Source organism: Mycobacterium sp. 2-64, assembly GCF_035918375.1.
In the GTDB taxonomy this organism is placed as follows: Bacteria; Actinomycetota; Actinomycetes; order Mycobacteriales; family Mycobacteriaceae; genus Mycobacterium; species Mycobacterium intracellulare.
Map to the genome: position 1 here is coordinate 1,508,899 of NZ_CP142361.1, position 12,610 is coordinate 1,521,508.

Here is a 12,610-nt window from a genome sequence, read left to right on the forward strand (position 1 = left end):
CGGCGCTCGCGGAAGGACCTGGGAACTAGAGCCGGCGGGCCATCGCATCGGCGGCGGACAGCAGATCGGCGGCCCAACGCGCGCCCGGACGCCGGCCGATCCGATCGATGGGGCCCGACACCGAGATGGCGGCGACGACGGTGCCGCGGCCGTCGCGCACCGGGGCGGACACGCTCGCCACACCGGGCTCGCGCTCGGCCACGCTCTGTGCCCAGCCACGGCGGCGCACCTCGGCCAGCGTTCGTTCGGTGAATTTGGCCGTCGCCAGCACCGCCTTCTGGGTGGCCGCGTCGCTATGTGCCAGCAGCACTTTGGCGCCCGACCCCGCCGTCATGGGCAGTCGCGCCCCGACCGGAACCGTATCGCGAAGGCCCGCAGCGGGTTCCAGGGCGGCCACACAGACCCGGTCGGTGCCCTCACGCCGGTACAGCTGCACGCTTTCGCCGGTGGTCTCGCGCAACAGGGGCAGCACCGCGCTGCTGGCGGCCAGCAGCGGATCGTTGACGTGCGCGGCGAGTTCGGTGACGGCCGGGCCCAGCCGCCAACGCCCTTCGTCGTCGCGCGCCAACAGGCGATGGACTTCCAGGGCCGCCGCCAACCGATAGGCCGTGGCCCGGGGCAGCCCGGTCCGCTCACACAGTTCGGCCAATCCGCAGGGGGATTGGGCGACGCTGTGCAGGACACCCATGGCTTTGTCCAGGACGCCGATACCGCTATGCTGTCTCACAGGAAGATAATAGCGTCTCGCATTCTGAGATCACAGCCCGAATGATCGGCGAGCCGCGGATGACGCGAATTGAGGCGAGTTCGATATGGGGAGCGACGCAGGGGCGGCCGCCAAGCCGCGCACGCTGGCCGAAAAGGTCTGGGACGACCATGTTGTGGTCTCCGGGGGCGCCTCGGGGCAGGGGGCCCCCGACCTGATCTACATCGATCTGCACCTGGTGCACGAGGTCACCAGCCCGCAGGCTTTCGACGGCCTGCGCCTGGCCGGCCGGCCGGTGCGACGCCCCGATTTGACGCTGGCCACCGAGGATCACAACGTTCCGACCATCGACATCGACAAGCCGATCGCCGACCCGGTGTCCCGCACGCAGGTCGAGACATTACGGCGAAATTGTGCCGAATTCGGTGTGCGGCTATATCCGATGGGCAACCTCGAGCAGGGCATCGTTCATGTCGTGGGGCCACAACTGGGCCTCACCCAGCCGGGCATGACGATCGTCTGTGGGGACAGTCACACCTCGACCCACGGCGCATTCGGCGCGCTGGCCATGGGAATTGGCACCTCGGAGGTCGAGCACGTGCTCGCGACCCAGACGTTGCCGCTGCGGCCGTTCAAGACGATGGCGGTCAATGTCGACGGGAAATTGCCCCCCGGCGTGACGGCCAAGGACATCATCCTCGCGCTGATCGCCAAGATCGGCACCGGCGGCGGGCAGGGGCATGTCATCGAATACCGCGGCAGCGCCATCGAATCCCTGTCGATGGAAGGCCGGATGACCGTCTGCAACATGAGCATCGAAGCCGGCGCCCGGGCGGGAATGGTGGCTCCCGACGCCACCACCTACGAATTCCTGTGTGACCGCCCGCACGCCCCGAAAGGCGCGCAATGGGATGCGGCCATGCGTTATTGGCAGCAGCTGCACACCGACCCGGGCGCCGAATTCGACACCGAGGTCTACCTCGATGCGGAGTCGCTGAGCCCGTTCGTGACGTGGGGCACAAACCCCGGCCAGGGCGTGCCGCTGGCCGCCGCCGTGCCCGACCCCGAACTGATGGCCGACGACGGCGAGCGCCAGGCCGCTGAGAAAGCGTTGGCATACATGGACCTTCGACCGGGTACCCCGATGCGTGACATCGCCGTCGACGCGGTGTTCGTGGGCTCTTGTACCAACGGTCGTATCGAAGATCTCCGCGCCGTGGCCGACATTTTGCGCGGGCGCAAAATCGCCCCGGGGGTGCGGATGCTCGTCGTGCCGGGGTCGATGCGGGTGCGCGCGCAGGCCGAAGACGAAGGGCTGGGCGAGGTTTTCACCGCCGCGGGCGCCGAATGGCGGCAGGCGGGCTGCTCGATGTGCCTGGGGATGAATCCGGACCAGTTGGCGCCGGGCGAGCGGTGCGCGGCGACGTCCAACCGCAACTTCGAAGGGCGCCAGGGTAAAGGCGGCCGCACGCATTTGGTGTCTCCGGCCGTTGCCGCGGCGACAGCAGTTCGGGGCACATTGTCCGCTCCGGCCGATTTGAGCTGACGTATCCGACGTCTGAAGGGATGAGCATGGAAGCTTTTCACACCCACACCGGTATCGGTGTGCCGCTGCGGCGCTCCAACGTCGACACCGATCAGATCATTCCGGCGGTGTATTTGAAGCGTGTAACCAGAACCGGTTTCGAGGACGGCTTGTTCGCGAGCTGGAGGTCGGATCCGTCATTCGTGCTCAACCTCAGCCCGTTTGATCGGGGGTCGGTCCTGGTCGCAGGACCCGATTTCGGGACCGGCTCGTCGCGCGAGCACGCGGTGTGGGCGCTGATGGACTACGGGTTCCGAGTGGTCATCTCGTCTCGATTCGGTGACATTTTCCGGGGCAACGCCGGCAAGGCGGGGCTGCTGGCGGCCGAAGTTTCTCAGGACGGGGTGGAGCTGCTCTGGAAGCTGATCGAGCAGAGCCCCGGCTTGGAAATCACTGCCAATCTTCAAGATCGAAATATCACCGCGGGAACGACGGTGCTGCCGTTCAAGATTGACGACCACACCGCGTGGCGGCTACTCGAAGGTCTCGACGATATAGCCCTTACGCTGCGGAAACTCGATGAAATCGAGTCTTTCGAGGCGGCCTATCCGGACTGGAAACCTCGCACTCTGTCCACCTCCTGAACGGTCGGACGGAGCCGAATTTCTGCTCGATCGGCTAACTAAACCGGGCCGATTTTACGATCCCCCACCGGTCAAGGGCGGCAACCGGATTGCGAAAACGCCGTACCCCTTGCGGTGAAATTGCGCGTGGCTCTTGGAAATTTGCTGGGTGAGGGTTTACCGTGTCCACTAGTCGGTTCAAAATCGAGGACCACTAGTGTCGGAGGGATTGATGAATAAGGCAGAGCTCATTGATGTGCTCACACAGAAATTGAACACGGACCGTCGGCAGGCGACCGCAGCGGTCGAGAACGTTGTCGACACCATTGTGCGTGCGGTACACAAGGGCGACAGCGTCACCATTACCGGGTTCGGTGTGTTCGAACAGCGGCGCCGCGCAGCGCGCGTGGCTCGCAACCCGCGTACCGGTGAGACGGTGAAGGTGAAGCCGACTTCCGTCCCCGCGTTCCGTCCCGGTGCCCAATTCAAAGCGGTTGTGTCTGGCGCACAGCGTCTCCCGTCGGACGGCCCGGCCGTCAAGCGCGGTGTGGTAGGTGGCACGGGCGCGGCCAAGAAGACCGCGGCCAAGAAGGCTCCCGCCAAGAAGGCTGCGGCCAAGAAGGCTCCCGCCAAGAAGGCGGCGGCCAAGAAGGCTCCCGCCAAGAAGGCCGCAGTGAAGAAGGCTCCGGCCAAGAAGGCCGCAGTGAAGAAGGCTCCGGCCCGCAAGGCCGCGACCAAGGCTCCGGCCAAGAAGACTGCGGCAAAGAAGGCTCCGGCCCGCAAGGCCGCGACCAAGGCCCCGGCCAAGAAGGCCGCGAGCAAGTCGACGGCCCGCAAGGCTCCCGCCAAGAAGACGACCGCGCGTCGCGGCCGCCGGTAGGCAGAGCACGTTCTAGACACGAATACCCTTCGGCGGCAGCGGTGCCCCGGAGGGTATTCGTGTGCTAGCGGCGGGCCGCCGCCATCGAGCTGCGGTTGGCCGTCGCTCTGTCGCTAGGCGCGCACGTTGGCAGCCAGCGCACCGCCGAGGTGATCGGCGGCGACCAGCCGGCCGCCCGACAACGACAGCACCCAGGTGCTGCCCTTGTGATTGCGCGATTTGTCCGGCCGCACCCCGTCGCGGGCACACCACCACGCGATCAGGTCCGGAATCACCTTGCCCTGCGTGCAGACAACCGGTGTGCCGTGCTCGCCGGCGATGTCCAGCATCCGGTGGCGGCCGCGTTTGGCGTTCTTGGCGTAGGCCTCTTCGGTGAGGGCGGGCTCGTTGTGCACGGTCGAGCCGAGTTCCTCGGCGAGTGGTTCCACGGTCTGATGACAGCGGACCCGGTCGGCCGCATACACCCGCGAAGCACCGAAGGCGAGCAGCTGGGGAACCAGCGCCTTGGCCTGCGCGCGCCCCCGTTTGTCGAGCGGCCGCTTGGTGTCATCGCCGGAGAAGCGCGACTTGCGTCCCGCGGTCGCGTGCCGGACCACCAACACGGTGTGGGTGTCCGCCGGCTTTTTGTTGAAGTGGCGCAACACTTTTCGGTCCTGGGCGTAATCGAGTTTCCGCATGGCTTCGGCCGCCGGTAACCAGAGCAACCGGTCGACCTCGTCGCCGGGAACGAACTCGCCGCCCACGGCGCGCGCCGACCAGTAGGAGACTTTTTTGACGCCCGCGTCGATCGGATAGCTCACCGCGTTGAGCCGCCTGCCCAGGACGGCGTGTTGGCCGGTCTCCTCGTACACCTCCCGCACCGCCGCCACGGGCGCGGTCTCGCCGGGGTCCACTTTGCCTTTGGGCAGTGACCAATCGTCATAGCGGGGGCGGTGGATGACGGCGATCTCGACATCGTGGTCGGCGGTGTCGGCATCGCCCGGCCGCCACAGGACCGCGCCGGCGGCATGGACGATTCGGCTTCCAGAGCGCCGGGCGCTAGACGAGCTCGAAGGCGGCACCTCAACTCCTGCAGGTCAATTCGGTCAGAGTCGCACGTTCAATCACGCTGCGGCCCGGGAACAACCGGAAATCACCGCACAGGTCTAGGGACTGCGATGCCGCTCCATCAACGATACTTGGTGGTCGCGCACCGTATGGCCCTCTTGCGGCGACGCGGTCCACTGCCCGTCGGACCCGAGTTCCCAGCAGCGCGTGGACGGATCCAGTGCGGACTCGAACAATTCATCCAGCTGCGCGGTGAGCTTGGGGTCCTTGACCTGAGCCAGCACCTCCACGCGGCGATCGAGGTTGCGGTGCATCATATCGGCGCTGCCGATCCAGAATTCGTTGATGTTGCGGAAATGGATGATCCGCGAGTGCTCGAGGAAGCGCCCGAGAATGGAGCGCACAACGATGTTTTCGGAGTAGCCCTGTGCACCCGGGCGCAGCGCGCAGATGCCACGCACCACCACCTCGACCCGCACGCCGGCCTGCGACGCCCGGTACAGCGCATCGATGACCTGCTCGTCCACCAGCGCATTCATCTTGAGACGAATTCGCCCGTCCCCGCGTTCGCGGTGCGCCGCGATCTCACGTTCGACGCGTTCGATGATCCCGGTGCGAATTCCGTGCGGCGCCACCAGCAGATTGCGGTAGGAGACCTTACGCGAATAGCCGGTAAGCGAATTGAACAAATCGGTGAGGTCGGCGCCGATGTCGGGGGCCGCGGTCAGCAGGCCGACATCCTCATAGAGACGGGCGGTCTTGCTGTTGTAGTTGCCCGTTCCGATGTGGCAGTAGCGCCGGATCGCCGAGCCTTCGCGACGCACCACCAAACAGGTCTTGCAGTGCGTCTTGAGCCCGACGAGTCCGTAAACCACGTGCACGCCCGCCTGTTCGAGTGCGCGCGCCCAGCGGATGTTGGCCTGTTCGTCGAAGCGCGCCTTGATCTCCACCAGTGCCACGGCCTGCTTTCCGGCCTCGGCCGCTTCGATCAGCGCGCGAACGATCGGCGAATCACCGGAGGTGCGGTACAACGTCTGTTTGATCGCCAGCACGTTGGGGTCGGCGGCGGCCTGCTGGATGAATCGCTGCACGCTGGTGGAGAACGAGTCATACGGGTGATGCACCAGCACGTCGCCCTCGCGCAGCGTCGCGAAGATGCTCTTGGGGGATTCGCGATCGGCGAAGGCCGGATGCGTGTCGGGGACGAACGCGGGGTCCTTGAGCGCCGGGCGGTCCAGGTCGTAGATCTGCCACAGCGACGAAAGATCCAAAAGGCCCGGGACTTCGATGACGTCACCGGGATGCACATCGAGTTCGCGTAGCAGCAATTCCAGCATGCCCTCGGTCATGTCGTCAGCGATCTCGAGTCGCACCGGCGGGCCGAACCGCCGGCGCGCCAGTTCGCGTTCGAGGGCCTGCAGCAGGTCTTCGTCGCGGTCTTCTTCGACCTCCATGTCGGCGTTGCGGGTGATGCGGAAGGCGTGGTGCTCCACGATTTCCATGCCGGGGAAGAGAAGAGGAAGGAAGGCCGCGATCAGTTCTTCCAGCGGCAGATAGCGCACGATGGACCGGGCTTCGCCCGCGGCGCTGTCCCGGCCCGACCTGGGGGCGGCGAGTTCGACGAAGCGATCGACGTTGTTGGGCACCTTGACTCGCGCGAAGTGCTGGCCACCATCCTCGGGCTGGCGGACCATGACCGCCAGATTCAGGCTCAGCCCGCTGACGAATGGGAACGGGTGCGCGGGGTCGACGGCCAGCGGCGTCAGGACGGGAAAGACTTGTTCGGTGAAATAGGCCGAGAGTTCGTCGCGCTCGGCCTGATCGAGGTCGGCCCACGTGACGATGTGGATGCCTTCCTCGGCCAGCGCGGGCCGCACCGAATCGAGGAACACCCGCGCGTGCCGGGTGGCGATCCGCTGGGTCTGTTCCCCGATGAGGGCCAGCTGCTTGCGCGGCGTCAGACCGTCGGCGGAGCGCACCGACAGGCCCATCTCGTCGCGGCGCTTGAGGCCGGCGACCCGCACCATGTAGAACTCGTCGAGGTTGGAGGCGAAGATCGCCAGGAATTTCGCCCGTTCCAGCAGCGGCAACGAATTGTCGTCGGCCAGCGCCAGCACGCGGGCGTTGAAGTCCAGCCAGCTCAGTTCCCTGTTGAGGTAACGCTCGTCGGGCAGATCGGTCATCGCGGTGGGCGTCGCAGCTGGGGGCGCCGCCACGGCCGAGTCGCCGGAATGCCACAAATTCTCGTCGGGTCGCGCCTCAGCTTCGATTTCAGTCACCCTGCGATCATCGCTCATCACGCGCGGGTGCTGCCAGTGGTGATCGCGAGCGCGGCCGTGGCCGGGCGAAGCGGGTCACCACTCATCGACACCAGTGGTGATCGCGAGCGCGGCCGTGGCGGGTCGCCACTACAGGCCGTCACCGGGCGCAGCGCGCACGGGAATCATTCGCCGTTGGGCCGACGTTCGCTTTCCGGACATCGACCGCTCGTGAGGCAAATCAGTGCGCGGCGATGGCGCGGGCGGTCGCGGCGCCCACCCCCAGGCGGCGGGCGGCAGCGAGGTCGGTCGGAGTGTCGACGTCACAGCGCAGGCCGGGCCACGCGCCGGTCAGCTCGATCGCACCCGAACTGCGGTGCCGCGCCGAGGAATCGGAACCGAACCGGGGATCGAGCGGACCCCCGAACGCGAAGAGCGCCGCGGTTCCGGTCGCCAGCCGGTCGGCGACGAAGCTGCGCCGGTGCTGGCGGGCGGAGGCGACGGCCTCGGCCAGCTCCTGGGTCTGCAGCGCCGGCAAATCACCTTGCAGCGCAACGACATTGGAGAACGAAGTTGCCACCGCGCGCGCCGCGGTGGCGATCGCGTTGTTCAGGGGATCGGGGTGGCCCTCGGGCGTCGGGTCGACCAGCACGTCGGCACCCAGCTCGGCGGCCGCAGCGGCCGCCGCGTCGTCGGGGGTGATGACGGTGATCGAGCCCAGCGATTCCACGCGTCCCGCGGCGGTCAGGGTGTCCATCAACATCGCCAGCACCACGCTCTCGCGGGTGCGCGCCGAGAAAACCGGCGCCAGTCTTGTCTTGGCCGCGGCCAACCTCTTGACGGCGATGATCAACGCGACATCGCCCGCGCCGTCGGCTCGTATGCCGCTCATGAGATGTCATCCTGCCAGCGCGGCCCCGCGCGCCGGCGTCATGGCCCCGGCGCGCGGGACACGCTGGCGCGCGTGACGCCCGGTCCGTCGCTGATCTAGGGTGTAGCGGCTGCACGTGCCGCATGAGCAACGCCGACCACGACAGGGGGTGACACATGACCAGCACGCATGCCGGTTCGACCGGCGCCGTCACGGTCATGGGCGCCGGGGCGTGGGGCACGGCGCTGGCGAAGGTGCTCGTCGAGGCGGGCGGGCCGGAAACACAGGTCACGTTGTGGGCCCGCAGGCCCGAGCTCGCCGAGCGGATCAACGCCACCCGATCGAACCCGGACTATCTGCCCGGCACGTCGCTGCCGCCGGGCATCCGCGCCACCGCCGACGCCGCCGAGGCGCTCCAGAACGCGTCCACGGTGCTGCTCGGCGTGCCGGCGCAGACGATGCGGAGCAACCTCGAGCGCTGGACGCCGCTGCTGCGCGAGGGCGCGACCCTGGTCAGCCTGGCCAAGGGCATCGAGCTGGGCACCCTGATGCGGATGAGCCAGGTGATCGTCGCGGTGACCGGCGTCGACCCCGCTCACGTCGCGGTGATCTCGGGGCCGAACCTGGCCAGCGAGATCGCCGGATGCCAGCCGGCCGCGACCGTGGTCGCCTGCGGTGACTCGGGCCGGGCCGTCGCCCTGCAGCGCATGCTGAACAGCGGATACTTTCGCCCCTACACCAACAGTGATGTGGTGGGCACCGAGATCGGCGGGGCGTGCAAGAACGTGATCGCGCTCGCATGCGGGATGGCCGCCGGCGTGGGGCTCGGCGAAAACACCGCGGCGGCGATCATCACCCGGGGCCTGGCCGAGATCATGCGGCTGGGGATCGCGCTGGGTGCCAAGGGCGCGACGCTGGCCGGGCTCGCCGGCGTGGGCGACCTGGTGGCCACGTGCAGCTCCCCGCATTCGCGCAACCGGTCGTTCGGTGAACGGCTCGGCCGCGGAGCAACCGTCGAGTCGATTCTTTCCGGCACGCCCGACGGCGGCGACGGGCACGTCGTCGAGGGTGTGACGTCCTGCGAGTCGGTGCTGGCGCTGGCGGCCAGTTACGACGTCGAAATGCCGCTCACCGACGCGGTGCACCGGGTCTGCCACAAGGGGCTGTCGGTCGACGAGGCGATGGCGCTGCTGTTGGGCCGCCGCACCAAGCCCGAGTGAGACCCCACCTACCCGGTAGCCTCTTGAGATTGTGAATGCCAGCGATCGGTCGACGCCGCGCCCCGGCTCGGGGGGCGGCGAGCGGGCGCGCGTGGCCGTCGTCTTCGGGGGGCGCAGCAACGAGCACGCCATCTCGTGCGTCTCGGCGGGCAGCATTCTGCGCAACCTCGACCCCGAGCGTTTCGAGGTGGTCGCGATCGGCATCACCCCGGAAGGTTCCTGGGTGCTCACCGACGGCGACCCGGCCGCGCTGGCGATCACCGACCGGCGGCTGCCCGAAGTCACCGCCGAGTCGGGAACCGAACTGGCGCTGTCGGCCGATCCGCGGCGCGGCGGCCAATTGGTCGCCCTGCCGCCCGGCGCCGGTGAGGTGTTGGCGTCCGTCGACGTGGTGTTCCCCGTGCTGCACGGCCCCTACGGCGAGGACGGCACCATCCAGGGTCTGCTCGAACTCGCCGGCGTGCCGTATGTGGGGGCCGGTGTGCTGGCCAGCGCCGCCGGCATGGACAAGGAGTTCACCAAGAAGCTGTTCGCCGCCGAGGGATTGCCGGTCGGCGACTACGCGGTGCTGCGCCCCTCGCGCGCGCGGCTGCGGCCCGAGGAGTGCCAGCGGCTGGGGCTGCCGGTGTTCGTCAAACCCGCCCGGGGAGGTTCCTCGATCGGTGTGAGCCGGGTAGCGAGCTGGGACCAGCTGGACGCCGCCGTCGCCGCGGCGCGCCGCCACGATCCCAAAGTCATCGTCGAGGCCGCGATCGTCGGCCGCGAGCTGGAGTGCGGTGTGCTCGAAATGCCCGACGGCACAGTCGAAGCCAGCGCGCTCGGCGAGATCCGGGTGGCCGGCGTGCGGGGCCGCGAGGATTCGTTCTACGACTTCGCCACCAAATACCTTGACGACGCAGCCGAATTGGACGTGCCCGCAAAGGTCGACGACGAAATCGCCGACACAGTGCGCCAATTGGCGGTCCGCGCCTTCAAGGCCATCGACTGCCAGGGTCTGGCGCGGGTGGATTTCTTCCTCACCGAGGACGGGCCGGTGCTCAACGAGATCAACACGATGCCGGGGTTCACCACGATCTCGATGTACCCGCGGATGTGGGCGGCCAGCGGCGTGGACTACCCGACCCTGCTGGCGACGATGGTCGAGACGGCGCTGGCCCGCGGGGTGGGCCTGCGCTAGCTAGCGCGCCGGCCCGGGGCTGATGGGCCCGGCCGGGATGCGCTGCGCGATTACCTCCGACAGGCGCTGGATGGGCGCCGGGCCCGACCCGGTGGGCAGCGTGAGCGCCACGTAGACACCGCGATCCACCGCGTACCAGGTGGATCTGCCGGCGTCACCGGCGGATTGCTGGTCGGAGCGCACCTGGAACCACTGCACCCGGTCGACCACCTGGATCGGGGAGCCGACGACGAACTCGCCCGGGCGGTCCAGGCCGCAGCGCAGCACGACGGGGTCGGCGCCCCGCCCGGAGCGCCATGCCGCCGCGCCCACCGGTTCCGGCTGCTCGAGCGCCGCCCGCTGGTAGTCACCCAGGCGCTGCGGCAGCGCGTCCATCAGCGCCCGGCACGCGGGGCTGTCGGCCTGCGGCGCCGGGACGCCCGCGACGGCGACCGGCTGCGGGGGCGCCTCACGGGTGGCCGCGATCGCCAGGATCACCCCGATGGTCGTGACGGCCAGCGCCACCGCGACGATGATCACCGCGCGCGGCGGCCCGCCGTCGGCGTCCGATTCGGTTGCCACCGCCCGCACCTCCTGTCCCCACATCACTATCGCCTCAGCTCACCCCGATGGCCAATTATCGTGGGTGGCGTGCGGGACGAATCGACGCTGCGGCAACTCGGCGAATTCGCCGTGATCGACCGCCTGGTGGCCGGTCGCCGCCAGCCCGCCGCTGTGGTGCTCGGGCCGGGTGACGACGCGGCGCTGGTGGCGGCCGGCGATGGCCGCACCGTGGTGTCGACCGACATGCTGGTGCAGGACCGCCACTTCCGGCTGGACTGGTCGACGCCGCACGACATCGGCCGCAAGGCGATCGCCCAAAACGCCGCGGATATCGAGGCGATGGGCGCGCGGCCCACGGCGTTCGTCGTCGCCTTCGGCGCGCCCGGTGAGACGCCGGCGGCCGCGGTGGACGCGCTCGTCGACGGGATGTGGGACGAGGCGCAACGGGTCGGGGCCGGCATCGCCGGCGGCGACCTGGTCAGCTGCCCGCAGTGGGTGATCTCGGTGACGGTGCTCGGCGATCTCGGCGGCCGCGAGCCGGTGCGGCGATCGGGCGCAACGCCGGGTTCGCTGGTCGCTGTCGCCGGCGACCTGGGCCGTTCGGCCGCGGGATTCGCCCTGTGGCACACCGGTATCGGCGGCTTCGAGGAGCTGCGGCGCCGGCATGTGGTGCCCGAGCCGCCGTACGGTCAGGGTGCGGTCGCCGCCGCCTGGGGAGCGCAGGCGATGATCGACGTCTCCGACGGCCTGATCGCCGACCTGCGGCATGTGGCCGACGCGTCGGGGGTAGGCATCGACCTGTCCACGGCGGCGCTGGCCGCCGACCGCGACGCGCTCGCCGCGGCGGCCGCCGCCGCAGGCGCCGATCCGTGGCCGTGGGTGCTGGGGGGCGGCGAAGACCACGCACTGGTGGCATGTTTCGCCGGACCCGCGCCGGCCGGATGGCGCATCATCGGGCGGGTGCTCGACGGGCCCGCCCGGGTACTCGTCGACGATCAGGAGTGGAGCGGCCACGCCGGCTGGCAGTCGTACTAGGGTGACGCGGTGACCGTTTACCCGATCGCGAAGGGCCGACGATGACGGCGCGCCCGCTGAGCGAATTGGTCGAGCCGGGCTGGGCGAACGCGCTGCAACCCGTGGCCGGGCAGGTCGCCCAGATGGGGCAGTTCCTGCGGGACGAGATCGCCGCCGGGCGCAGGTATCTGCCCGCCGGCCCGAATGTGTTGCGCGCCTTCACCTATCCATTCGACCAGGTCCGGGTGCTGATCGTCGGGCAGGACCCCTACCCGACGCCCGGACACGCTGTGGGGCTGAGCTTTTCGGTGGCCCCCGAGGTGCGGCCGCTGCCGCGCAGCCTGGCCAACATCTTTCAGGAGTACACGACCGACCTGGGCCACCCCCCGCCCTCGTGCGGTGACCTGACGCCCTGGGCGCAGCGCGGTGTGCTGCTGTTGAACAGGGTGCTCACCGTGCGACCCAGCAATCCGGCGTCGCACCGGGGCAAGGGCTGGGAAACGGTGACCGAATGCGCCATCCGGGCGCTGACCGCGCGCTCGCTGCCGCTGGTGGCGATCCTGTGGGGCCGCGACGCCTCGACGCTCAAACCGATTCTCGCCCAAGGCAATTGCGTGGCCATCGAGTCACCGCATCCCTCGCCGCTGTCGGCGTCGCGGGGGTTCTTCGGCTCCCGCCCGTTCAGCCGTGCCAACGAACTGCTGGCCGGAATGGGCGCGGACGCGATCGATTGGCGGCTGCCCTGA

12 protein-coding genes are annotated in these 12,610 nt (G+C 68.9%); 7 read left to right on the forward strand and 5 right to left on the reverse strand.

Annotated elements, in window-relative coordinates:
* Nucleotides 1-25 precede the first annotated feature (25 nt).
* Complete coding sequence (locus QGN31_RS07310) at nucleotides 26-727, reverse strand: IclR family transcriptional regulator (protein WP_043955242.1); 702 nt, start codon at nucleotides 725-727, stop codon at nucleotides 26-28.
* Between the two features lie 85 nt (nucleotides 728-812).
* Between QGN31_RS07310 and leuC the strand changes: the two genes are divergently transcribed.
* The 3 genes from leuC (at nucleotide 813) to QGN31_RS07325 (ending at nucleotide 3,734) form a co-directional block, all read left to right on the forward strand.
* Nucleotides 813-2,252 carry a 3-isopropylmalate dehydratase large subunit gene (gene leuC, locus QGN31_RS07315; protein WP_008259010.1) on the forward strand — a complete coding sequence of 480 codons (1,440 nt, stop codon included), beginning with the start codon at nucleotides 813-815 and terminating at the stop codon, nucleotides 2,250-2,252.
* A gap of 26 nt (nucleotides 2,253-2,278) precedes the next feature.
* Nucleotides 2,279-2,875 carry a 3-isopropylmalate dehydratase small subunit gene (gene leuD / locus QGN31_RS07320; protein ID WP_008259008.1) on the forward strand — a complete coding sequence of 199 codons (597 nt, stop codon included), beginning with the start codon at nucleotides 2,279-2,281 and terminating at the stop codon, nucleotides 2,873-2,875.
* Between the two features lie 211 nt (nucleotides 2,876-3,086).
* Entirely contained in the window at nucleotides 3,087-3,734 is a 648-nt protein-coding gene (locus QGN31_RS07325) for an HU family DNA-binding protein (protein WP_008259006.1), read from the forward strand.
* A 113-nt stretch (nucleotides 3,735-3,847) separates the two neighbouring features.
* Here QGN31_RS07325 and QGN31_RS07330 read toward each other — a convergent pair whose 3' ends face one another.
* The 3 genes from QGN31_RS07330 to cofC form a co-directional block, all read right to left on the reverse strand.
* Nucleotides 3,848-4,795: an NUDIX hydrolase gene (locus QGN31_RS07330; protein WP_014942663.1), complete on the reverse strand. Its 948-nt coding sequence runs from the start codon at nucleotides 4,793-4,795 to the stop codon at nucleotides 3,848-3,850.
* Between the two features lie 84 nt (nucleotides 4,796-4,879).
* Nucleotides 4,880-7,081, reverse strand: coding sequence for an RNA degradosome polyphosphate kinase (locus tag QGN31_RS07335; protein WP_009952778.1), 2,202 nt, complete (start codon nucleotides 7,079-7,081; stop codon nucleotides 4,880-4,882).
* 199 nt (nucleotides 7,082-7,280) lie between these two features.
* Complete coding sequence (cofC, locus tag QGN31_RS07340; RefSeq protein WP_014942661.1) at nucleotides 7,281-7,931, reverse strand: 2-phospho-L-lactate guanylyltransferase; 651 nt, start codon at nucleotides 7,929-7,931, stop codon at nucleotides 7,281-7,283.
* Nucleotides 7,932-8,086: 155 nt separating this feature from the next.
* Here cofC and QGN31_RS07345 point away from each other — a divergent pair, with 155 nt between their 5' ends.
* Complete coding sequence (locus QGN31_RS07345) at nucleotides 8,087-9,130, forward strand: NAD(P)H-dependent glycerol-3-phosphate dehydrogenase (protein WP_014383007.1); 1,044 nt, start codon at nucleotides 8,087-8,089, stop codon at nucleotides 9,128-9,130.
* 31 nt (nucleotides 9,131-9,161) lie between these two features.
* Nucleotides 9,162-10,307 carry a D-alanine--D-alanine ligase family protein gene (locus tag QGN31_RS07350; protein ID WP_009952774.1) on the forward strand — a complete coding sequence of 382 codons (1,146 nt, stop codon included), beginning with the start codon at nucleotides 9,162-9,164 and terminating at the stop codon, nucleotides 10,305-10,307.
* Here QGN31_RS07350 and QGN31_RS07355 read toward each other — a convergent pair whose 3' ends face one another.
* On the reverse strand, nucleotides 10,308-10,892 hold the full coding sequence (locus QGN31_RS07355; RefSeq protein WP_014380728.1) for a DUF3515 domain-containing protein: 585 nt from the start codon (nucleotides 10,890-10,892) through the stop codon (nucleotides 10,308-10,310).
* 45 nt (nucleotides 10,893-10,937) lie between these two features.
* Here QGN31_RS07355 and QGN31_RS07360 point away from each other — a divergent pair, with 45 nt between their 5' ends.
* Nucleotides 10,938-11,885, forward strand: coding sequence for a thiamine-phosphate kinase (locus QGN31_RS07360; RefSeq protein ID WP_014942660.1), 948 nt, complete (start codon nucleotides 10,938-10,940; stop codon nucleotides 11,883-11,885).
* Nucleotides 11,886-11,926: 41 nt separating this feature from the next.
* Complete coding sequence (locus QGN31_RS07365; protein ID WP_014380726.1) at nucleotides 11,927-12,610, forward strand: uracil-DNA glycosylase; 684 nt, start codon at nucleotides 11,927-11,929, stop codon at nucleotides 12,608-12,610.